This window comes from Agromyces sp. ISL-38 (assembly GCF_018613935.1).
Classification (GTDB): domain Bacteria; phylum Actinomycetota; class Actinomycetes; order Actinomycetales; family Microbacteriaceae; genus Agromyces.
Map to the genome: position 1 here is coordinate 120,077 of NZ_JAGGPF010000008.1, position 21,341 is coordinate 141,417.

General features: G+C 70.7%; 17 protein-coding genes, 1 pseudogene and 1 riboswitch. Of the genes and pseudogenes, 9 read left to right on the forward strand and 9 right to left on the reverse strand.

Features of this window, described 5'->3' with window-relative positions:
- Window positions 1–134: 134 nt before the first annotated feature.
- A pseudogene (locus J7E25_RS07160) lies at window positions 135–308 on the reverse strand (DUF1731 domain-containing protein); the annotation flags it as partial.
- Window positions 309–509: 201 nt separating this feature from the next.
- Between J7E25_RS07160 and J7E25_RS07165 the strand changes: the two are divergent.
- Complete coding sequence (locus J7E25_RS07165; RefSeq protein WP_214869287.1) at window positions 510–1,304, forward strand: putative protein N(5)-glutamine methyltransferase; 795 nt, start codon at window positions 510–512, stop codon at window positions 1,302–1,304.
- A gap of 57 nt (window positions 1,305–1,361) precedes the next feature.
- Here the strand turns inward: J7E25_RS07165 and J7E25_RS07170 are convergent, their stop codons facing one another.
- Window positions 1,362–2,015, reverse strand: a complete 654-nt coding sequence (locus J7E25_RS07170; RefSeq protein WP_214869289.1) for a phosphoribosyltransferase — start codon at window positions 2,013–2,015, stop codon at window positions 1,362–1,364.
- A 397-nt stretch (window positions 2,016–2,412) separates the two neighbouring features.
- Here J7E25_RS07170 and J7E25_RS18295 point away from each other — a divergent pair, with 397 nt between their 5' ends.
- Entirely contained in the window at window positions 2,413–4,128 is a 1,716-nt protein-coding gene (locus J7E25_RS18295; RefSeq protein WP_214869291.1) for a VWA domain-containing protein, read from the forward strand.
- A gap of 55 nt (window positions 4,129–4,183) precedes the next feature.
- Here J7E25_RS18295 and J7E25_RS07180 read toward each other — a convergent pair whose 3' ends face one another.
- The 6 genes from J7E25_RS07180 to J7E25_RS07205 all read right to left on the reverse strand — a co-directional run bounded on the left by J7E25_RS07180 (window position 4,184) and on the right by J7E25_RS07205 (window position 11,578).
- On the reverse strand, window positions 4,184–5,650 hold the full coding sequence (locus J7E25_RS07180) for an MDR family MFS transporter (RefSeq protein WP_214869293.1): 1,467 nt from the start codon (window positions 5,648–5,650) through the stop codon (window positions 4,184–4,186).
- A gap of 293 nt (window positions 5,651–5,943) precedes the next feature.
- Window positions 5,944–7,089 (reverse strand): cysteine desulfurase family protein, encoded by a 1,146-nt coding sequence (locus J7E25_RS07185; protein WP_214869295.1) that lies wholly within the window; start codon window positions 7,087–7,089, stop codon window positions 5,944–5,946.
- A complete protein-coding gene (gene nadC, locus J7E25_RS07190) occupies window positions 7,086–7,967 on the reverse strand; it encodes a carboxylating nicotinate-nucleotide diphosphorylase (protein WP_214869297.1) in 882 nt (293 codons plus the stop codon). Before nadC ends, J7E25_RS07185 begins: the two co-directional genes overlap by 4 nt.
- A complete protein-coding gene (nadB, locus tag J7E25_RS07195; RefSeq protein ID WP_214869299.1) occupies window positions 7,967–9,517 on the reverse strand; it encodes an L-aspartate oxidase in 1,551 nt (516 codons plus the stop codon). Before nadB ends, nadC begins: the two co-directional genes overlap by 1 nt.
- Window position 9,518: 1 nt before the next feature.
- The gene (gene nadA / locus J7E25_RS07200; RefSeq protein ID WP_214869300.1) at window positions 9,519–10,865 is read right to left on the reverse strand and encodes a quinolinate synthase NadA; all 1,347 of its coding nucleotides are present in this window, start codon (window positions 10,863–10,865) and stop codon (window positions 9,519–9,521) included.
- Window positions 10,862–11,578, reverse strand: a complete 717-nt coding sequence (locus J7E25_RS07205; RefSeq protein ID WP_214869302.1) for an NUDIX domain-containing protein — start codon at window positions 11,576–11,578, stop codon at window positions 10,862–10,864. The genes nadA and J7E25_RS07205 overlap by 4 nt, the downstream gene beginning before the upstream one ends.
- A gap of 248 nt (window positions 11,579–11,826) precedes the next feature.
- Between J7E25_RS07205 and J7E25_RS07210 the strand changes: the two genes are divergently transcribed.
- From J7E25_RS07210 to gcvP, 5 genes are all read left to right on the forward strand, one after another.
- Complete coding sequence (locus J7E25_RS07210; protein ID WP_214869304.1) at window positions 11,827–12,303, forward strand: DUF6220 domain-containing protein; 477 nt, start codon at window positions 11,827–11,829, stop codon at window positions 12,301–12,303.
- 57 nt (window positions 12,304–12,360) lie between these two features.
- The gene (locus tag J7E25_RS07215; RefSeq protein ID WP_214869306.1) at window positions 12,361–14,304 is read left to right on the forward strand and encodes a multicopper oxidase family protein; all 1,944 of its coding nucleotides are present in this window, start codon (window positions 12,361–12,363) and stop codon (window positions 14,302–14,304) included.
- A gap of 147 nt (window positions 14,305–14,451) precedes the next feature.
- Window positions 14,452–14,557: riboswitch (glycine riboswitch) on the forward strand.
- 144 nt (window positions 14,558–14,701) lie between these two features.
- On the forward strand, window positions 14,702–15,850 hold the full coding sequence (gcvT, locus tag J7E25_RS07220) for a glycine cleavage system aminomethyltransferase GcvT (RefSeq protein ID WP_214869308.1): 1,149 nt from the start codon (window positions 14,702–14,704) through the stop codon (window positions 15,848–15,850).
- A gap of 40 nt (window positions 15,851–15,890) precedes the next feature.
- On the forward strand, window positions 15,891–16,262 hold the full coding sequence (gene gcvH, locus J7E25_RS07225) for a glycine cleavage system protein GcvH (protein WP_214869310.1): 372 nt from the start codon (window positions 15,891–15,893) through the stop codon (window positions 16,260–16,262).
- 46 nt (window positions 16,263–16,308) lie between these two features.
- Window positions 16,309–19,224, forward strand: a complete 2,916-nt coding sequence (gcvP, locus tag J7E25_RS07230; protein ID WP_214869311.1) for an aminomethyl-transferring glycine dehydrogenase — start codon at window positions 16,309–16,311, stop codon at window positions 19,222–19,224.
- 303 nt (window positions 19,225–19,527) lie between these two features.
- Here the strand turns inward: gcvP and J7E25_RS07235 are convergent, their stop codons facing one another.
- Window positions 19,528–20,043, reverse strand: coding sequence for a DUF2231 domain-containing protein (locus tag J7E25_RS07235; RefSeq protein ID WP_214869312.1), 516 nt, complete (start codon window positions 20,041–20,043; stop codon window positions 19,528–19,530).
- 94 nt (window positions 20,044–20,137) lie between these two features.
- On the opposite strand from J7E25_RS07235, the gene J7E25_RS07240 reads away from it, so the two are divergent.
- Together J7E25_RS07240 and J7E25_RS07245 are read left to right on the forward strand one after the other, a co-directional pair.
- Window positions 20,138–20,644 carry a sigma-70 family RNA polymerase sigma factor gene (locus J7E25_RS07240; protein ID WP_214869313.1) on the forward strand — a complete coding sequence of 169 codons (507 nt, stop codon included), beginning with the start codon at window positions 20,138–20,140 and terminating at the stop codon, window positions 20,642–20,644.
- Window positions 20,641–21,339: an anti-sigma factor gene (locus tag J7E25_RS07245; RefSeq protein ID WP_214869314.1), complete on the forward strand. Its 699-nt coding sequence runs from the start codon at window positions 20,641–20,643 to the stop codon at window positions 21,337–21,339. Before J7E25_RS07240 ends, J7E25_RS07245 begins: the two co-directional genes overlap by 4 nt.
- The last annotated feature ends 2 nt before the right edge of the window (window positions 21,340–21,341 follow it).

Consider the following 21,341-nt stretch of genomic DNA (forward strand, 5'->3'; position numbering starts at 1 on the left):
CGAAACGTGTGGATCCGCCTAGGAGGCGGGCCACCAGCTCTGGTTCGACGCGGTCAGCATGAAGAGCACTCTAAGGCATAGCGGGCTGCGGCGCATCCGCGGCCCCGGCGGTCGTGTCAGCAGTTGCCGCCGGCTCAGTTCGCGATGACGTCGCGGAGCGCCGGCTCGAGATCCGGCCAGCGGAACGCGTACCCGGCCTTCTCCAGTCGTTCGGGCAGCACCCAGCGGCTCTTCAACACGAGCTCGGGCTCGGTGCGAAGCGCCCACATCGCGGGCTCGAGCATCCACCGGAAGGCCGGGAGGCCGATGCGTCACCGTGTACCCCTCGTCGCGGAGGTGTTCGGCGAGGCGACGCCCGAGGAATCCCGACCAACCGGCCACCACTGCTCGCCGCGCGTTCGTCACCTCTCCACCCTAGGAGCGCGGGATGCGCCGGGACGCCAGGCAGACGGCACGCCCGGACGCCAGGCAGACGGCTCGCGCCGATCACGCCCCGATACGATGCAGGCATGCCCCCCGTGACTGATACCCGCATCGAGGCGGCGGTCGTGCGCCGCTTGCGTGCGGCCGGTTGCGTGTTCGCCGAGGACGAGGCACGGCTGCTGCTCGAGGCGAGCGAGGGTGCGGGTGCAGCGGATGCCGCGGCCGAGCTCGAACGGCTCGTCAGGCGGCGAGTCGCGGGCGAACCGCTCGAGCAGCTCGTGGGCTGGGCGGAGTTCGCCGGCCTGCGCATCCACGTGGAGCCCGGCGTGTTCGTGCCCCGCCGGCGCACCGAGTTCCTCGCCGCCGAGGCCGGTCGGCTCGCGTCCGAGGTCGCGGCGCGTTCGGGAGGACTTCCTGTCGTCGTCGACCTGTGCTGCGGCACCGGGGCCATCGGTGCGGCGATCGCGGATGCCGCCAGCCCGATCGAACTCGTCGCCGCCGACCTCGACCCTGCCGCCGTCCGAGCGGCTCGCCGCAACCTCGAGCCGCGAGGCGGGCTCGTCGTGGAAGGTGATCTCTTCGATCCGCTGCCCGAGCGGCTCCGCGGGCGGGTCGACGTGCTCGCCGTCAACGCGCCCTACGTGCCGAGCGACGATCATGAAGCGCGTCTGGCGCTCGACGGGGGAGGCGACGGCCTCGACGTGCATCGCCGCGTCGCGGCATCCGCGGGCCTGTGGCTCGCCCCCGGGGGTCACCTGCTGATCGAGACGAGCGAGGAACAAGCGCCGGTGACCGCAGCGATCGTGCGCGCGGGCGGCCTCGAGGAGCGGATCGTTCGTTCGGAGGAAACCGACTCGACGGTCGTCATCGGGCGGTTGTGATCCGGCCTGCAGGCCACGAGCGCACTCTTCGGAACCACGGGCGCGGGCGCCGTCAGCTCATTCGGTGGATCGCGACGCCTCGAGCAGGTTGGTCACCTCGTCATCGGTCGTCTGGCGGAAGTCGACGTAGTGCATGCCGACGGCCATGAACCCGCGGGGCGCCGAGAGGCACACTACTTCGTCGACCTCGGGCAGTGCGGCCAGTTCGTCGAGGCTGTCCGGCGCGCCGACCGGGGTCGCCACGATGATGTGCGCGGCGCCCTGCGCATGCGCCACGGCGCAGGCGACCTTCGCGGTCGCTCCCGTTGCGATCCCGTCGTCGACGATGATCGCCGTGCGCCCTTCGAGGTCGATCGGGCCCGCACCGCCGCGGAATCGTGCGACCCGCGACTCGAGCTCGGCGCGCTCGCGTTGTTCGATGGAGGCGAGCTGGGCGGAGGTGACCCGTCCATGGTCGACGATGTCGTCGTTCAGCACACGCGCCTCACGCTCGCCGATCGCCCCCATCGCGACCTCGGGCTGGCCCGGCACGCCGAGCTTGCGCACGACGAGCACGTCGAGCGGTGCTCCGAGTTCGCGGGCGACCTCGGCTGCCACGGGAACGCCGCCGCGCGGAAGCCCGAGTACAACCACCGGCCCCTCGAACTCGCGATCGGCGAGCGCCGCTGCGAGGCGACGACCGGCTTCGATTCGGTTGCTGAAGTGTTCCATGAGTCCGCTGCTGTTCCGGATCAGTTCATGTTTGCACGCGGGCGAATGGGCCATCACCCCCCTTGACATGCCTGCCAAACGACCACCGGCATAGCGCGCGGCATCCGCATCGTCAAGCCCTTGTTGCCCCTTCGGCCTCGACTTAGCGTCGAAGGCACGAGCTTCGCGATTCCGTCGAACGACGCAACGACATCAAGGACACCTGCGCGACGAATAGGGGGTCTCGCAGGGTTGGGGAACGTGGCCGGGCGACAGGGGGTCGCCCGGCCTCGTCTGTTCCCCTGAGCGAAGTTCGCTTCTCTGGTTCCGTCGCCTACACTGTTCAAATCCTTCCCCCGAAAGGGGGACCCGTTCACAAGGATTCGGCGGCGTGATGCCCGCTGGGCTTGGAGTGTCCGTGGGGCGTCACAGTATCTCGGCCGCCGCGAAGCGGCCGGGTCGAAGACTCGTGCTTTCGATCATCGCGGCGCTCGCCGTCGTCGGAATCGTCGGATCCGGTGTCTTCCTCTGGGTCGGCGGATACCTCAGCCCACTGTTCGCCGCGGCCGACATGGGTTGCACCGATCCCGAACAGCTCGTCATCGTGGCCGACCCATCGATCGCGCCCGCGCTCGCCGGCATCGCGAAGGACTTCGACGCCGCCTCCGAGGAGTGCGTCGCCACCAAGGTGAAGTCGCAGGACTCGGCCGACACTGCTGCGGTACTCGCTTCCGGCAACTCGAAGGCCGATGCCTGGGTGCCCGAGTCGAGCGTCTGGCTCGACCGCATGGCGGCCACTGCGACCTCGCTCGGGCAGAGCGCTCCCGACGTCGACGTGCGCGAGTCCATCGCGAGCACGCCCGTCGTGTTCGCGGCCGCCGCCACCAAGGCCACCGATCTCGCGACCGAGCCGGTGACGTGGACTCGTGTGCTAGGCGGCACCCTGCCCACGATCCTGCCCGACCCCGAGGCATCCGCCGCGAGCCTTGCCGGCCTGCTCGCGCTGCGCGGGCATTCCTCTCCTGACGATCCGCGCCAGTTCGCGGGAGCCATGATCGAGCTCGGCAAGTCGATTCCCGCGTCGACGAGCGCCGCATTCGGAGCACTCGGCGCGACCGAGCAACCCGCCGTGGTGATCACGACCGAAGCCCAGGTCGCCGCCTACAACCTCCGCGACCCGGCCGAGCCGCTCGTGGCCGCGTACCCGGTCGACGGCACGGTCGCCCTCGACTACCCACTCGTGTTCCTCGCGAGTGCTTCGAGCGGAGATGATGCGGCGGGAGGTGGCTCGGCCGACACTGCGGATGCGGGCGTCGCGTCGCACTCGGAGCTGCTCGGGGCCTTCGAAGCCGCCATACGCGAATCCGGCGCCGAGCTCGCCACGGCCGGATTCCGTGCCCCCGACGGCAGCGGTTCGCTCGAGATCGCGGGCGTCGGTGCGGAGGCGCCCACCGCCGAGCAAGCGCTCGACGCCCCTGCGCAGCTCGAGATCCTTCGGGCCTGGGGTGTGCTCACGCTGCGCTCCCGCATGCTCGCCGTCATCGACGTCTCGGGCTCGATGGAGGAGCCCGCCGAGAACGGCCTGCGCCGCATCGACATCTTCCAGCAGGCAGCGGTCGGGGCGATGGGGAAGTTCTCCGGCGAAGTGGAGATGGGCGTGTGGGTCTTCTCGACCGCTCGGAACGGCGACCTCGACTACGAGGACCTCTCGCCCATCGCGCCACTCGCGGATGCCGCGCATATGCAGGAGATCGCGGGCATCATCCAATCACTGCCCGCTCGCCTCGGTGGTGCGACCGGGCTCTACGACACGACGCTCGCCGCTGTGCAGCGCGTGCGCGAGGCGTATGACCCCGAGAAGGTGAACTCGGTGCTGCTCATCACCGACGGCAAGAACGAGGATGAGAACGGCATCGATCTCGACACCCTGCTCGCCGAGCTCGCGAAGATCGACGACCCGACGAAGCCGGTGCCGGTCATCATGATCGGCTTCGGACCCGACACCGACCTCGCCGCGATGCAGCGCATCGCACAGGCGACGAAGGGTGCGGCGTACTCGGCATCCAAGCCCGAAGACCTCGGCATCGTGCTCGTCGACGCACTCTCGCAGCGCGCCTGCCGGCCGAACTGCTGATCACATGACGAAGGGCCCGGCGTGAGCCGAGCCCTTCGTCATGTCGCTGGATGCGTCAGTGCGCCGCTGGCGCACCCTGCATCATGTCGGCCGGCTTGCGCACGAAGAATGCGCCGACGATCGCCGTGATCGAGAGGATAGCGCCCACGAGGAATGCGGCGCGGATGCCGGCGGCCTCCGAAATCTCGGACGACACGCCCGTGGCCGCGACGGTTGCCGTGATCGCCGCCATCACCGTGATGAACAGCGCAGTGCCTGCCGCTCCGGCGACCTGCTGCACGGTGCCGACGATCGCCGAGCCGTGCGAGTACAGCCGCGGCTCGACTGACCCCAGCGCCGAGGTGAAGAGCGGCGTGAACATGAACGCGAGGCCGGCCGACAGCACGACGTGCGTTATGAGCAGCATCCACGGCGGCGACTGCTCGGTGACCATCGTGAGCGACCACAGCACCGCGCTCACCGCGATGCTGCCGGGCACGATGAGTGGAGTCGGTCCGAAGCGGTCGAACAGGCGGCCGACCGTCGGACCGAGGAGCCCCATGGTGAGGCCACCGGGGAGGAGCATCAGCCCTGTGACGATGGGCTCGAGATGGAGCACATTCTGCATGTAGATCGGAAGCAGGATGATGGTTCCGAAGAGCGCCGCCATCATCACCGTCATGAGGGCGACGGAGACGGCGAAGTTCGTCGAGCGGAACGTGCGCAGATCGAGCAACGCACGGTCGGCGCGCTGGAGTGCGCGCTGGCGCAGGATGAACGCGGCGATGCCGATCGCGCCGATCGCGAGCGCGATCCACATCGGGGCCGAGCCGTTCGAGGTGCCGCTCACCTCGCCACCGACGAGGCTCAGGCCGTAGATGATGCCGCCGAAGCCGAAGGCCGAGAGCACGACCGAGAACACGTCGATCGGGATCACGCGCGGTTCGCTCACGTTCTCGACCCGGCGGATGCCGATGACGAGCATGACGAGCGCGATGGGCAGCACCAGCCAGAACATGAACCGCCACGAGAGGGAGTTGAGGATCAGGCCCGAGATCGTGGGCCCGATCGCGGGCGCGACCGAGATCACGATCGTGACGCGGCCCATGAGCCGGCCCCGATCACTCGGTGCCACGAGGGTCATGAGGGTGGTCATGAGGAGAGGCATCATGATGGCGGTGCCGCTCGCCTGCACGACGCGAGCGAGGAGGAGCACCTCGAAGCCCGGCGCGAGGGCGGCGATGAGGGTTCCGGCCGAGAACAGGCTCATGGCGGTGATGAAGATCGGTCTCGTCGCGAAGCGCTGCAGCAGGAAGCCCGTGATCGGGATCACGACGGCCATCGTGAGCATGAACGCGGTGGTGAGCCATTGCGCGGCAGAGATCGTGATCTCGAGGTCGTCGACGAGATGGGGGATCGCGACGCCCATGATCGTCTCGTTGAGGATGACGACGAAGGAGGCGGCGAGCAGCAGCCAGATCACGCGATTGTTGCGAGCACCGTGCAGTGCTTCGGCGTCGGAGTGTTCGTGGAATTCAGGCATGGACGAACCGCCGACCGCTGCTGGAGCGATATCGGCGGCGTCGAGTTCAGAAGCGGCGCGTTCGGTCAAGGAAAAGCATCCAATCAATGACGGCGCAGAGCTGCGCCGGGGAAAAGCGTCGAATACTGGGTCAACCCGCGCAGGATGATGCACTATTCCCGGATTCCGAGAAGGATCGGAACGTATGGAATCGTCTGCGCGAGGCGGTGAGGTCTACGGCGCGGGCGCCGGGCCATCGATGGGCGGCGCCCCAGGGGCGCGCTCGTCGTCGGCGGGGATCGGTGTGGGATCGCTCATGTCGTGACGATACCGCGCACCGCCGACACTGCTCGGGTGACGGATGTCGCGGCATCCGCGATCTCGATCTCGGTCGTCTCTGCGCCGAGCGTGAACCGCACCGCCGTTTGGGCGAGCTCGCCGGGGATGCCGATCGCGGTGAGCACGTGCGAGGGCTCGTCGCTGCCCGCCGCGCAGGCCGAGCCACTCGAGCAGATCACGCCGTCGCGCTCGAGCTCGAGGAGCACCGCCTCGCCGCTCGTGCCGGGGAAGACGAATGAGACGGTACCGGGAAGGCGATGCATCGGGTCGCCCGTGAGCCGGGCGCCCGGAACCGAGGAGGTCACGGCCGCGGCGAGTGCGGCGCCGAGCGCAGCGACACGTGGAGCGGCATCCGCTCGCTCCTCCTCGGCAAGCCGCAGCGCGGTGGCGAACGCGACGGCGCCTGCCACGTTCTCAGTGCCCGATCGTCGCCCGCGCTCCTGGCCGCCGCCGTGCAGCACGGGTTCGAGCGGTACACGGCCGCGCACGATGAGGGCGCCCGTGCCCTTCGGGGCGCCGACCTTGTGCCCGGCCAGTGAGAGCGCGTCGACGCCGAGATCGTCGAGCGAGAGCGGCAGCCAGCCCGCCGCTTGCACCGCGTCGGTGTGCATGAGCGCACCGGCCGCGTGCGCGATGGCCGCGAGCTCGGCGATCGGCTGCACCGTGCCGATCTCGTTGTTCGCGAGCTGGATGGAGACGAGCGCCGTATCGGCGCGGATGACGCGGGCGAGCGCCTCGGGACGCACGACCCCGCCTTCGTCGACGTCGACCTCGCTGACCTCGAAGCCGTGCACGCGGGCGAGATAGGAGGCGGACTCGAGCACCGCCTCGTGCTCGATGGGCGAGATCACGAGATGCCGTCCGCGAGGGTTCGCGAGCGCGAGCCCCTTCACCGCGAGATTGTCGGCTTCGGTGCCGCCGCTCGTGAAGACGACGTCGCCCGGTCGGCATCCGATGACGGCCGCGACGTCGGCCCTCGCGGCCGCGAGCGCTCGGGCCGCAACGTCGCCGAGTCCGTGCCGGCTCGACGGATTGCCGAACGCGCCCGAGAGGTAGGGCCACATCGCCTCGAGCACCTCTTGGCGCGCGGGCGTGGTGGCGGCGTGGTCGAGGAAGATCATGCGGGCGCCGCCTTCTCGCCGGCGCGTGCGGCGACGACGACATCGAGGCCGAGATCGAGCGAGCGCACCGAGTGCGTGAGCGCACCGACCGAGATGACGTCGACGCCGGTCGCCGCGATCGCCGCGACCGAGTCGAGCGAGACGCCGCCCGATGCCTCAACGACGGCGCGTCCGGCGATGAGCGCGACCCCCTCACGGAGTTCGTCGGGGCTGAAGTTGTCGAGCATCACGGTGTCGGCGCCGCCGGCGATCACGGGCTCGATCTGGTCGAGGCGGTCGACCTCGACCTCGAGGTGCGCGGTGTGCGGCATCCGCTCGCGTGCTGCGCGCAGCACGACGCCGAGGTCGAGGCCGCCCGCGGTGAGCACGGCGAGGTGGTTGTCCTTCGCCATCACGGCGTCGGAGAGCGATCGACGGTGGTTGCGGCCGCCGCCGTCGCGTACGGCCTGCCGTTCGAGACTGCGTAGCCCGGGGGTCGTCTTGCGGGTGTCGACGATGCGCGCGCCGGTGCCGGCGACCGCGGCCACGTAGCGAGCGGTGAGCGCGGCGATGCCCGACATCCGCTGCACGAGATTGAGCCCGACGCGTTCCGCGCGCAGGATGCCGCGGGCGGATCCGCGCACTCGAGCGAGCACGGCACCGGCCGCGAACGCGTCGCCGTCGGCGGCGAGCGGCTCGACGACGATCGACGGGTCGACGAGGCGGAATGCCGCGGCGAAGACGTCGATGCCGCTCAGCACCCCCGGCTCGCGGGCGACGAGCTCGGCGGTCGCCGTCGCCGTGGCGGGGATGAGCGTCTCGGAGGTGAGGTCGCCCCACGGCGCATCCTCGTCGAGCGCGGCTCCGACGACGCGATCGATCTCGCGGCGGTCGGTCATCAGGCTGCCTCCTGCTCGGGGATCGATCGGTATGCCGAATCGGGCGCGTCCGAGCGGAAGTGCGCGCCGACGCTTTCGCGCCGGGCGATCGCGGCGGCGACGGTGAGCCGTGCGAGATCGAGGAGGTTGCGGTCCTCCGCGCTGCGCCGGTCGCGCACGACGGGCGCGCGCCACGAAGCGAGGCGAGCGGATGCCGCGGCGAGCCCGTTCGCGTCGCGCTCGAGCCCGACGTGCTCCCACATCACAGCTTGGAGGTCGTCGCGGCGGAACGTCGTCGCTGATCCGGCTTCGTGCGCAATTCCGGATGCATCGGTCGACGCGCCGCGCGCTGCCTCGTGTGGACGGGCGCGTCGCGCGTCGGCTCCGGAGTCACGCATTTGGGGAGCGGGCGACGCGAACGCTCGCACGGCGCGATCGGCGAACACCGCGGCCTCGAGCAACGAGTTCGATGCGAGGCGGTTCGCGCCGTGCACGCCCGTCCGGGCGGTCTCGCCGACGGCGAAGAGGCCGGGCAGGCTCGATCGCCCGTCGAGGTCGGTGACCACGCCGCCCATTGCGTAGTGGGCGGCCGGCGTGATCGGCACGGGCTCGCGCGACCAGTCGAATCCGGCGGCACGGCACGCCGTGTCGAGCCCGGGGAACCTTCTCGCGAGGAACGCCGCTCCGAGCGCCGTCGCGTCGAGGAACACGGGGTCGCCGCCTTGCTCGACCGTGCGACGCCAGACGGCGCGGGCGACGATGTCGCGCGGCGCGAGCTCGCCGCGTGCGTCGACCTCGTCGAGGAAGCGGCGGCCGTCGCGATCGCGCACGACGGCGCCTTCGCCGCGCACCGCCTCGGAGATGAGGGGGGTGCCCGGTGCCGCGAGCGCGGTGGGGTGGAACTGCGTGAACTCGAGGTCGGCGATGAGCGCGCGCGCCCGCCAGGCCGCCGCGACGCCATCGCCGGTGGCCACCACGGGATTCGTCGTATACCGGTAAAGGCATCCGCTGCCTCCGGTGGCGAGCACGACGACGTCGGCCCGGCGCTCGACGAGGGTTCCGGATGCCTCGAGCAGTTGCGCTCCCGTCACCCGCCCCCGCTCGACGACGAGGTCGACGAGCATCGTGCCCTCGTCGATCCGCACGGCACGGCGGCGCACCGTGGCCACGAGCGCCGACTCGATCGCCGAACCCGTGGCGTCGCCGCCGGCGTGCATCACGCGGGCGCGGGAGTGCGCAGCCTCGAGCCCGCGGGCGAGCCCCGACTCGTCGCGGTCGAACTCCACGCCGAAGCGGATGAGGTCGCGGACCCGCGCGGGGCCCTCGGTGGAGAGCACCTGCACGGCCGCGGGATCGGCGAGGCCCGCGCCCGCCTCCATCGTGTCGGCGAAATGCCGCTGCGCCGAGTCGTCGGGGAAGAGCGCCGCGGCGATGCCGCCTTGCGCGTAGCGGGTGTTGCCCTCGGCGAGCTCGGCCTTCGTGACGAGCTCGACCGTGTGCCCGGCATCCGTGGCCTTCACCGCCGTCCAGAGTCCGGCGATGCCGCCGCCGATGACGAGCACGCGTGCCATGTCAGGCCCCCGTGGTCGCGGCGACAACGGCTGCCGGCGGCTTCGCCGCGAGCATCCGCTCGAGAGCGAGACGCGCCGGATCGGCCACGTCATCGGGCACGGTGATGCGATTCACGACCCGGCCGGCGACGAGCTCCTCGAGCACCCACGCGAGGTAGCCCTGGTGAATTCGGTACATCGTCGAGCACGGGCACACGACGGGGTCGAGGCAGAAGATCGTGTGCTGCGGATACTCCGCGGCGAGTCGCTGCACGAGGTTGATCTCGGTGCCGATCGCGAAGGTCGACCCGGCAGGCGCCGCCTGGATCGCCTTGACGATGAAGTCGGTCGAGCCTGCGGCATCCGCTGCGTCGACGACCGGCATCGGGCACTCGGGGTGCACGATCACCTGAACGCCGGGGTGCTCCTCGCGGGCTTTCGCGATCTGGTCGACCGTGAAGCGCCGGTGCACCGAGCAGAAGCCGTGCCACAGGATGACGCGGGCGTCTTCGAGCTCGGCCGCGGTGCTGCCGCCGAGCGGCTTGCGCGGGTTCCACATCGGCATCTGCTCGACCGGCACGCCCATCGCCTTCGCGGTGTTGCGGCCGAGGTGCTGGTCGGGGAAGAAGAGCACGCGCTGCCCGCGCCCGAACGCCCACTCGAGCACCGTCTTCGCGTTCGACGAGGTGCACACGATGCCGCCGTTGCGGCCGACGAAGCCCTTGAGCGCCGCCGAGGAGTTCATGTACGTGACGGGGATGACCGGCACGCGGCCGTCGGCGTCGGGCTGGGCGAGGTCGCCGTAGATCTCGGCGAGCTGCTCCCAGCACTCCTCGACGCTCGACTCGTCGGCCATGTCGGCCATCGAGCAGCCCGCGGCGAGGTTCGGGAGGATCACGGCCTGTTCGGGCCGCGAGAGCAGGTCGGCCGTCTCGGCCATGAAATGCACGCCGCAGAAGACGATCGCCTCGGCGTCGGGGCGGCCCTTCGCGGCGTTCGCGAGCTGGAACGAGTCGCCGGTGAAGTCGGCGTGCTCGATGACCTCGTCGCGCTGGTAGAAGTGGCCGAGCACGACGACGCGATCGCCGAGGGTCGCCTTGGCGGCGAGGATGCGATCATGCAGCTCGGCGTCGCTCGCCGTGCGGTACGCCTCGGGCAGCGCGCCCTGGCGAGGGGAGCCCGTGGGGATGACGTCGCCCATCGATGATCCGGGGCCGTAGCCCGAGGGGCCGGCGTCGAACTCCCAGGGCCCTTTCGCGAGTTCGGGGGAGCAGGTCTCGCCGCCGCTCGCGCCCTTCGCGATCAGGCGGATCGAGCGGTCGACGGATGCCGCGGCGCGCACGTCGCTGGCGGGAGGGGCGATGGTCATGACGCGTTCCTCGTTCGGGTGATGTGGTGGATCGGATCGCCGCGGCGCGCAGACGCGGTGTCGAAGCGGTAGAGGGCGGGAGGCCGGTGCGGCGTGCCCGCAAGGCGCTGCCCCGTGTCGACGAGGGTGCCCGACGCCTCCATGGTGCGGCGGAAGTTCGCGGGATCGAGCCGCGTGCGGAGCACTGCCTCGTGCACGCCGCGGAGCTCGGCCATCGTGAACACCTCACCGAGCAGCGCGTGCGCGATGCGGGAGTACTGCAGCTTCGTGCGGAGCCGCCAGAGCGCGTACTCGAGGATCTCGAGGTGGTCGAACGCGAGCTCGGGCAGGTCGTCTTCGTCGAACCAGCACACGTTCTCGTCGCTGACGGCACGTTCGACCTCGTCGGAGTGCACGAGCGCCCAATAGACGACGGAGACCACGCGCTCGTCGGGGGAGCGGTCGGGTGCGCCGAAGGTGTAGAGCTGCTCGAGGTAGGTCGGGGCGAGTCCCGTGGTCTCGTTGAGCGTGCGGCCCGCCGCCTCGTCGAGTCCTTCATCGACGGGGAGCCATCCGCCTGGGAGGGCCCAGCGCCCGGCGCCCGGCTCGCGGAGTCGTCGCACGAGGGGGATCCGGAGGCTCGGCGCGGCGGCGCCCGCGTCGGGGCTGAGCGCGAAGATGACGGTCGAGACCGCGAGACGCGCCTGCGCGCCTGCTTCGTCAGGTCGCGGCATCCGTCACCTCCTGCTCGAAGATCTTCGAGTCGGATCGACTCGAAGTATGGTGACAGCTTACAGTCATTGTGACCTGAACGCGAATTGCATGACGCTTGTGCCCACGATGAGGGATTGCAGCGGCTGCGGCTGCGTACTACCACTGATGTGCAAGGGAGCCCACGACGCAAGCATGGTTCTGTGCCGGCGTCTGAAGCCGAACGCCGGGCACCCGAACCGAAGTGCCGCCTTACCCGAGAGGTGTCCCAATGCGCAAACTGTTCCTGACCGTCGCCGTACTCTTCACGGCAGCCGTCGTTCTCCAGCTCTACTTCGCCGCCGTCGGCGTCTTCTCCGACCCCGAGTCCGAACTCTTCAACTGGCACGGCACCAACGGCCGCGTCGTGCTGCCGATCCTCGCGATCCTGCTCATCATCAGCGCCGCGCTCGCCCGGGCGGGCAGGCGCACCATCTGGCTGAGCGTGCTGCCGCTCGTGCTCCTCCTGTTCCAGACGGTGCTGTTCATCGTCACAGGGCTGATCTTCGGTCTCGACGAATCGACGCCCCCGTCGCTGGCAGCCACGCTGGTCCTCTCGCTCCACGCGGTGAACGGCACGGCCATCCTGCTCCTCGGCGTGCTCTTCATCGTGCGCGCCCGGCGGCTGGTTCGTGAAGGGCCGCCCGCGAAGACCGGCACGCCGGTGGGCGAGGCGGAGGAAGCTCCCGCCGCCGCGCCGAGCGCCTGATCCGGCGGGGCCACCACACGATCTCACCTGGCGCACCATCGGAGCAGTGAAGGCGCGATGACCACCACGGTCCTCCTCCTGCTGCAGTCCTTCGCCGGCATCGCCGGTGCAGGGCTCTGGCTCGGTGCGGGCTTCAGCGCGGGATCGCCGGCGGCTGGACCGAGCCGGCGCGAACGGATGACGGTGCTCGCGCTCGCCGCGGGCGGCACGATCGCGCTCGCTGCGGCCGCCGCGATCGCGGTGGTCCTCGCCGGGCGCGGGTGGTGGTTCGCCGGGGAGAAGATCGTGGTCGGCGTGCCCCTCCAGCTGGTCGGACTGGTGGCGAGCAGGGTGGGCATCGTCTGGTGGCTTCGCGGCAGCCGGGTGCTCCTCGCTCGGACCCTCATGCTCGGCGGCGCGTACGCCATGACCGCGGCCGTCCTCGCCACATGGCTCGTCGGGTATCCGCCGCAGCCCGTCGCGACCGCCGTGCTCGCGGCCGCCGTGGTACTCGCGACCGGCCTCACGTGGGCACTCCTCGGGCACCGCGGTCGCCGCGCCACAGCCGGCTTCGCAGGACTCCTTGCCGTGCTCCTCGTCGGCGCGGCCGGGTGGTCGTGGCTCTCGGACACGGCGGCGCCGACCATCGAGGCGTCAGGTCAACACCTCCACGGACCATCCGCGCCGACCGGTGGTGACCCAGCCGTGGCCGTGACCGCGCTCCGCACGCCCGACGACGCACCGGGCGAGGTGCACGCCGTCGAGCTGACCGCTTCCCGCCATGACGTGACGCTCGCGTCGGGCGAACGCGTCGAGGCGTGGGGCTTCGGCGGCGACACCGTCGCCGGCCCCGAGCTGCGGGTCACGGAGGGCGAGCTCGTCGAGGTCTCGCTCGAGAACCGCGACATCGACGACGGGGTAACGGTGCATTGGCACGGCTACGACGTGCCGAATGGCGAGGACGGCGTCGCGGGCGTCACGCAGGATGCCCTCGCTCCCGGGGAGCGGTTCACGTACCGCTTCATCGCCGACGAGCCGGGCACGTACTGGTACCACACTCACCAGGCCTCCTCCGAAGGGGTGCGCCGCGGACTCTACGGGATGCTCGTCGTCGAGCCCGAAGGAGGCGTCGCCGAGTCGCTCGACCTCGCCCTCCCAGTGCATCGCATCGGCGGCGAGGTCGTGATCGGCGCGACCGACGGGCTGCAGTCGTTCACCGCCGAGGAGGGCGAGGCCGTGCGGCTCCGGGTCGCCAACACCGAGCAGTCGCCGATCCGCGTGACGCTCGCCGGAGCGCCGTTCCGCGTCGCCGCGGTCGACGGCAGGGACCTCAGCGGGGGCGAGGCGCTCGAGCATCGGTCGGTTCGGCTCGGCGCGGGCGCACGTGCCGATCTCGTGTTCACGATGCCCGCCGAGGCGGTGCGGTTCGAGACCGACCTCTCTGCGGCATCCGTCGTCGTCATCGCTCCGCCCGGCGCCGGCGCCGGGGCCGACGCGGACGAGACCGCCCGAGTGCCGCGCGAGGTGACCGACGTCCCAGAACTCGACCTGCTCGCGTACGGCGAGGGCGCCCGCCCCGAGCTCGGCCGCTTCACTGCCGAAGCCGACCTCGTGCTCGACCGTCTCCCGCGATTCGTCGGCGGCGCGCCCGACTACGCGTACGCCGTGAACGGTGCAGTGTTCCCGCACATCGCCCCGATCGAGGTGCGTGAGGGCGACGTGGTGAAGATCACGATCGCCAACCGCGGCTTCGACGTGCACCCCATGCACGTGCACGGCCATCACGTGCTCGTGCTCTCACGCGACGGCGTCGCCGCCACGGGCGCGCCGCTCTGGCTCGACACCGTCGACGTGCGCCCCGGCGAGGTCTGGGAGCTCGCACTCATCGCCGACAACCCCGGCATCTGGATGGACCACTGCCACGATCTGTCCCACGCGGCCGCCGGGATGATGATGACGCTCGCCTACGAGGGCGTCACGACCCCGTTCGAGCACGACGGGCACGGCAACCGGCCCGAGTGAGCCGACCAGAAGTCGGCCACAGGCGAGCGGATGCCGCGCGCCGCGCGAATCCCGGCGCCCCGTGACACTCCCGTGACACTCCACGCTCGCCCGCCGAGGAGAGCCGCCGTCGGCTAGGATCAGCGGTACAACCTCACACCGGGCCATCGACGCATCGCGGGAGAGCCGGCAGTTCTGTTGAACGCAGCACTGGCCGGCACCGAAGGAGCAAGCCTCCCCGCCAATCTCTCAGGTCACACACCGCGATGAACAGGCCACTCTGAAAAGCGGATCGGGCATTCCCGCCACATCCCGCCGAAGGTGAAAGCGCGAACCTCGCGTGAAACTCTCAGGCCCATGACAGAGGGGGAGTTCCCAGCGGCATCCGCCGACCGTCTTGCGACTCTGGAGAGCTCTCGTGACCGAACGACTCAGCCCCCTCGATGGGGTGCACCGCGCCGCGGGTGCCTCCTTCACCGACTTCGCCGGCTGGCAGATGCCGGTCCGATACTCGAGCGATCTCGCCGAGCACCACGCCGTGCGCACCGCCGCCGGCATCTTCGACCTCTCTCATATGGGCGAGATCGTGCTCATCGGACCCGAGTCCGCGGCAGCGCTCGACTTCGCGCTCGCCGGCAAGCTCTCGGCGATCGAGATCGGCCAGGCGAAGTACTCGCTGCTCCTCGCCGACGACGGCGGCATCATCGACGACCTCGTCGTGTACCGCACGGGCGACGATCGCTACATGGTCGTCGCGAACGCGTCGAACCGCGAGGTCGTCGCCGACGAGCTGCGTGCCCGCGCCGACGGCTTCGACACCAACGTCTACGACGAGAGCGACGACATCGCGCTCATCGCCGTGCAGGGGCCGGCGTCGCGTGAGATCCTGCTCGCCACCCCCGGGTTCACGATCGAGGGCGGACACCCCGACGGGGAGGACGTGCCAGAAGCCCTCGCCTCCCTCCGCTACTATCGTGCGATCGCCGGCGCCTTCCGTGGTGAGCCGGTGCTCATCGCCCGCACGGGCTACACGGGCGAAGACGGCTTCGAGCTCTACATCGCACCCGAGCACGCCACCGCGTTGTGGGAGGCCCTCAACGAGGCGGGCGCCGCGCACGCACTCGTGCCCGCCGGGCTCGCGAGCCGCGACACGCTGCGCCTCGAGGCGGGCATGCCGCTCTACGGGCACGAGCTCAGCCGCGACATCCTGCCTGTGCAGGCCGGACTCGGCCGCGTCGTCGCGCTCTCGAAAGACGGGGACTTCGTCGGCCGGGCCGCGATCGAGGCGGGGCCTGCGGCGGATGCCCCGGTGCTCGTCGGTCTCGCCGCCGAGGGGCGTCGCGCGGGCCGCGCCGGCTACGAGGTCTTCGACGGCGACGGTGCCGATTCCGCTCGCGTCGGCGTCGTGACGAGCGGCGCGCTCTCGCCGACGCTCGGCCACCCCATCGCGATGGCGTTCGTGGCACCGGATGCCGCGGAGACCGGCCGCGAGCTGTACCTCGACGTGCGGGGCACGCGCGTGCCGGCATCCGTCGTCGCATTGCCCTTCTACAAGCGCACCGCCTGACCACCCAAACGCACGACCGACGAACCTCGAGGAGCATCCCATGACCGACCAGACCGCCCTGCAGTACACGGAAGAACACGAGTGGATCCGGGTCGACGGCGACGTCGCGACCATCGGCATCACCGACTACGCGGCCGAGAAGCTCGGTGACGTGGTCTACGTCGACCTTCCCGTTGCGGGCAGCACGGTCACCGCCGGCACCGTCATCGGCGAGATCGAGTCCACGAAGTCCGTCGGCGAGCTGTTCGCCCCCGTCGACGGCGAGATCGTCGAAGCGAACCAGGCGGTCGTCGACTCGCCCGAGCTCGTGAACAGCGACCCGTTCGGCGAGGGCTGGCTCATCAAGGTGTCGACGACGTCGCTGCCGAAGCTCCTCAGCCACGACGAGTACCGCGCGCTCGTCGGCGAGTAGCGCCGGCGCTCGCCAAGCAATCCCGACCGACAGCAAAGGACCCACCATGCAGCAGGCCTCCTCGGCCTTCGACGTCGACGCGTTCGGACGTCGTCACATCGGCACGACGCCGGCCGACCACGGGCGCATGCTCGCCGAGGTCGGCTACGAGTCGCTCGACGAGCTCATGGCCGCGGCCGTGCCGTCGTCGATCCGCATGGGCGAGGTGCTCGAGTCGGCGATCCCCGCCGCGGCGACCGAGCGCGAGGCCCTCGCCGAGCTCGCCGAGCTCGCCGAGCAGAACACCGTGCGCACGTCGATGATCGGGCTCGGCTACTCGGGCACGATCACCCCGTCGGTCATCCAGCGGAACGTGCTCGAGAACCCGAGCTGGTACACGGCCTACACGCCCTACCAGCCCGAGATCTCGCAGGGCCGGCTCGAGGCGCTCATCAACTTCCAGACGATGGTGTCCGACCTCACGGGGCTCGACACCGCGAACTCGTCGATGCTCGACGAGGGCACCGCGGTCGTCGAGGGGATGCTGCTGGCCCGTCGCGCCTCGAAGTCCCCGTCGAATCGCTTCATCGTCGACTCCGACGCCTTGCCCCAGACGCACGCCCTGCTCGTCTCCCGGGCCGAGGCGGTCGGCATCGACCTCGTCATCGCGCCGCTCGCGGAGCTCGCCGCGGAGGGCGGCGAGGGTCCTCGCCTCGAGGATCTCGGCGAGCACTTCGGCGTGTTCGTGCAGTACCCGGGCGCGTCGGGCAGGGTATGGAATCCGGCATCCGTCATCGCCGCGTCGAAGTCGCAGGGCGCGCTCGCCGTCGTCGCGGCCGACCTGCTCGCGATGGCGCTCCTCACGAGCCCCGGCGAGCTCGGCGCGGATGTCGCGGTGGGTACCACGCAGCGATTCGGCGTGCCGATGGGCTTCGGCGGGCCGCACGCGGGCTACATGGCCGTGCGCAAGGGACTCGAGCGTCAGTTGCCGGGCCGGCTCGTCGGCGTCTCGCAGGATGCCGCGGGCCACCCCGCCTATAGATTGAGCCTGCAGGCGCGCGAACAGCACATCCGCCGCGAGAAGGCGACCTCGAACATCTGCACCGCCCAGGTGCTGCTCGCCGTGATGGCGTCGATGTACGCGGTGTACCACGGGCCACGCGGCATCCGGCACATCGCCGTCTCGACCGCGGCGAAGGCGAAGGCACTCGCCGACGTGCTCTCGGGGTATGGGCTGGCGCTCGCGCACGCCGAGTACTTCGACACGATCCGAGTGCACGTGCCCGGTCTCGCCGGCAACGTCGTCGAGCGCGCCCGAGAACTCGGCGTGAACGTGTGGCCGGGCGACGAGTCGACCGTGCACATCGCCGTCGACGAGACGACGACCGAAGCCGAGCTGTCGCTCGTGGTCGAGGCCTTCGGGTTCGACCCGCACACGCCGGTGCCCGTGAACCTCCGCACGCTGCCCGGCAGCCTGCCCGCAGAGCTCCGCCGCACGAGCGGCTACCTCGAACACCCCGTCTTCAACACGCACCAGTCCGAGACGCAGATGATGCGCTACCTCAAGCAGCTCGCCGACCGCGACTACGCGCTCGACCGGGGCATGATCCCGCTCGGCTCGTGCACGATGAAGCTGAACGCGGCCACCGAGATGCAATCGGTCACGTGGCCCGAATTCGCGAACCTGCACCCGTTCGCGCCAGAGGCCGACGTCGTCGGCTCGCTCGCGCTCATCGAGCAGCTCGAGCGCTGGCTCGCGGAGGTCACGGGGTACGACACGGTGTCGCTGCAGCCGAACGCGGGCAGCCAGGGCGAGCTCGCCGGCCTCCTCGCGATCCGCGGTTACCACCGCGCGAACGGCGAAGAGTCGCGCAACATCTGCCTGATCCCCTCGAGCGCACACGGCACGAACGCGGCATCCGCAGTGCTCGCCGGCATGCGCGTCGTCGTCGTGGCGTGCGACGAGCTCGGCAACGTCGACCTCGACGACCTGCGCGCGAAGATCGCCGAGCACGCCGCCGGCATCGCCGCGCTCATGATCACCTACCCGTCGACGCACGGCGTCTACGAGCACGAGGTGAAGCAGATCACGCAAGCCGTGCACGATGCCGGCGGCCAGGTGTACGTCGATGGCGCGAACCTCAACGCCCTGCTCGGCTACGCGCGCTTCGGCGACTTCGGCGGCGACGTGTCGCACCTGAACCTGCACAAGACGTTCTGCATCCCGCACGGCGGCGGTGGCCCGGGTGTCGGGCCGGTCGCGGCGAAGGCGCACCTCGCGCCGTACCTGCCGGGGCATCCGCTCGCCCAGCGCTCCGACCACTCCGGAGGCGTGACGCACGACGGCGGGCCGGTCTCGGCTGCACCGTACGGGAGTCCCTCGATCCTGCCGATCTCGTGGGCCTACGTGCGCATGATGGGCTCCGAGGGCCTCACGCAGGCAACCGCCACCGCGGTGCTCGCCGCGAACTACGTCGCCGTGCGGCTCCGCGACCACTTCCCGGTGCTCTACACGGGCGACAACGGGCTCGTGGCCCACGAGTGCATCCTCGACCTGCGTCCCCTCGCCGCCGAGACCGGGGTCAGCGTCGACGACGTCGCCAAGCGCCTCATCGACTACGGCTTCCACGCGCCGACGATGTCGTTCCCGGTCGCAGGCACCCTCATGGTCGAGCCCACCGAGTCGGAGGACCTCGCCGAGCTCGACCGGTTCGTCGAGGCGATGATCGCGATCAAGGCCGAGGCGGATGCCGTGGGCCGCGGCGTCTGGCCGGCCGACGACAACCCGCTCCGCAACGCACCGCACACGGCCGAATCGGTGATCGCGGGGGAGTGGGCGCATCCGTACTCGCGCGAGCAGGCCGTTTACCCCGTGCACTCGCTCGTGCGCAACAAGTACTGGGCCCCCGTGCGGCGCATCGACCAGGCCTATGGCGACCGCAACCTCGTGTGCGCCTGCCCGCCGGTGGAGGCGTTCGCGTAGCGGACGCCGACCGATGGGCACGGCGGCCTCACGCCGCGACGAAGGAGCGGCGTTCGCGTAGCGGACGCCGACCGATGGGCACGGCGGCCTCACGCCGCGACGAAGGAGCGGCGTTCGCGTAGCGGACGCCGACCGATGGGCACGGCGGCCTCACGCCGCGACGAAGGAGCGGCGTTCGCGTGAACAGGCGTGGCGCGTAGCGACACGCCAGTTCACGAAAGGCGGAGCAGGAGCACTCGCGGCGCATCGCGCCGCGAAGCATGCTGCGGCAGACCCGGGGACGTGACTCCGACGCCGCCGACCTCAGCCCAAGATCCCGCCCCACACCGCACGGGATCCCGAGTCGCCGATGAGCACGAGCAGCACGACCGTGCCGACACCGACGACGACGGATGCCGCGGCGAGCCCGATCACGACGGCGCGGGCAGCGGTCGGCGACCCCTCGCGAATGCGTGCGTCGCCGAAGCGGAACCACGCCCACTGCGCCGCGGCGACGACGAAGAGCGCGATCGCCCACGGCAGGAGCATCTCCCCGAGCCCTCGGTGACGCTCCACGGCGGGGATCGGGCCGATCACCTCGGCGAGCGTCTGGCCGGCGAGCACGGTGATCGGCACGAGCACGAGCACGACGAGCGCCCCGAGCGGCGTCACGATGCCGAGGCGCCGTCGCGCCGAAGGCCAGAACGTGCCGAGGAGCAGCGCGAGTACTGTGAGCGGTGTGAGCACGACCACGGCGTGCACGATGAGCGGGTGGAGCGGGAGGCCCGCGACCTGGAGCACATCCTCCGCTGCGATTCCGACGATCTCCGAAGCATCCATGGTGAGGACACGATGCGGCCGCCCGCTCGGTTCATCCGGGCGCATGATGAACCGTTCGCCCCGCCGCCTCGTTGTGATCGGCAGGAGGTGACGGATGCCGCCAGAAGACGACAGCCGGCTCGTCGCGCTGTATGACGCCCACGCACCATCGGTCTGGCGCTACGTCGTGCACCTCACGGGCGACCCGGCGGGTGCCGACGACATCGTGCAGGAGACGCTGCTCCGCGCGTGGCGGAGTCCGCGGATCCTCGCCCAGGAGCCGGCGTCGACGAGGTCGTGGATGTTCACGGTCGCGCGGAACCTCGTGATCGACGAGGTGCGCAGCGCCCGCCGTCGCCATGAGATCGGCGTGGCCGACGTGCCCGAGCGCGGGCACGAGGACCTCACGGATGCGCTGTTCGAGAGTCTCCTCGTGGAGGAGGCGCTCGCCGCACTCGACTACGAGCACCGGGCGGTCATCGTGCACGCGTATTACGGCGGATGCAGCATCGCGGAGGTCGCGCGGCGGCTCGCCATTCCCGAGGGCACCGTGAAATCGCGCCTGCATTACGGACTCAAGGCCCTCCGTCTCGCGATGCAGGAGAAGGGAGTCACGCGATGAACCCCGATCACGCGCGCTTCGCCGAATGGGACTCGGCCTACGTGCTCGGCGCCCTCTCGCCTGCAGAGCGCCGCGAGTACGAGGAGCACCTCGAGTCGTGCGAGCTGTGCCGGCGATCCGTCGCCGAGCTCACGCCGATTCCGGGCCTGCTCGCCCGGCTGACGCCCGAGCGCGCCGCGGTGCTGCTCGAGGAGCCGGCGGGCGCCCTGCCCGCACCTCGACCCGAGTTGCTCGTCGCAGTACGTCGTGAGGGGCGCCGTCGCCGCCTCCGCCGCATGCGGCTCGGGCTGGTCGCCGCGGCTGCCGCCGTCGTCGTGGTGCTGACCGCGATCCTCGTTCCGCTCGCGCTCGTCCGCCCGGCGGCCGACGCTCAGACGGTTGCGTTCGACGCCGTGACGGATGTCCCGGTCTCCGCGATCGCGACCCTGACGCAGGTCGGGTGGGGAACACGCATCGAGCTCGACTGCAGCTACGGCGACGCCGGACGGTCGACGGCGCCCGAGGGCGGATGGCCGTATGCCCTGTACGTCGTCGATCGCGATGGCAACAGCAGTGAAGTTTCGAGCTGGCGTGCCAACCCGGGGAAGACCGCTCGGCTCGAGGCGGGTACCTCACTGGGCCTCGAGGAGATCGCATCGCTCGAGGTGCGCGCGCTCGGCAGTGGGGATGTGCTGCTGGTCGGCGACCCTGATTGAGG

Excerpts from the sequence above, each read along its gene's own strand:
- J7E25_RS07165 (WP_214869287.1), top strand. The coding sequence starts at position 510 with ATGCCCCCCGTGACTGATACCCGCATCGAGGCGGCGGTCGTGCGCCGC.
- J7E25_RS07170 (WP_214869289.1), bottom strand. The coding sequence starts at position 2,015 with ATGGAACACTTCAGCAACCGAATCGAAGCCGGTCGTCGCCTCGCAGCG.
- J7E25_RS07180 (WP_214869293.1), bottom strand. The coding sequence starts at position 5,650 with ATGCCTGAATTCCACGAACACTCCGACGCCGAAGCACTGCACGGTGCT.
- J7E25_RS07185 (WP_214869295.1), bottom strand. The coding sequence starts at position 7,089 with ATGATCTTCCTCGACCACGCCGCCACCACGCCCGCGCGCCAAGAGGTG.
- nadC (WP_214869297.1), bottom strand. The coding sequence starts at position 7,967 with ATGACCGACCGCCGCGAGATCGATCGCGTCGTCGGAGCCGCGCTCGAC.
- nadB (WP_214869299.1), bottom strand. The coding sequence starts at position 9,517 with ATGGCACGCGTGCTCGTCATCGGCGGCGGCATCGCCGGACTCTGGACG.
- nadA (WP_214869300.1), bottom strand. The coding sequence starts at position 10,865 with ATGACCATCGCCCCTCCCGCCAGCGACGTGCGCGCCGCGGCATCCGTC.
- J7E25_RS07205 (WP_214869302.1), bottom strand. The coding sequence starts at position 11,578 with ATGCCGCGACCTGACGAAGCAGGCGCGCAGGCGCGTCTCGCGGTCTCG.
- J7E25_RS07210 (WP_214869304.1), top strand. The coding sequence starts at position 11,827 with ATGCGCAAACTGTTCCTGACCGTCGCCGTACTCTTCACGGCAGCCGTC.
- J7E25_RS07215 (WP_214869306.1), top strand. The coding sequence starts at position 12,361 with ATGACCACCACGGTCCTCCTCCTGCTGCAGTCCTTCGCCGGCATCGCC.
- gcvH (WP_214869310.1), top strand. The coding sequence starts at position 15,891 with ATGACCGACCAGACCGCCCTGCAGTACACGGAAGAACACGAGTGGATC.
- gcvP (WP_214869311.1), top strand. The coding sequence starts at position 16,309 with ATGCAGCAGGCCTCCTCGGCCTTCGACGTCGACGCGTTCGGACGTCGT.
- J7E25_RS07235 (WP_214869312.1), bottom strand. The coding sequence starts at position 20,043 with ATGGATGCTTCGGAGATCGTCGGAATCGCAGCGGAGGATGTGCTCCAG.
- J7E25_RS07240 (WP_214869313.1), top strand. The coding sequence starts at position 20,138 with ATGCCGCCAGAAGACGACAGCCGGCTCGTCGCGCTGTATGACGCCCAC.
- J7E25_RS07245 (WP_214869314.1), top strand. The coding sequence starts at position 20,641 with ATGAACCCCGATCACGCGCGCTTCGCCGAATGGGACTCGGCCTACGTG.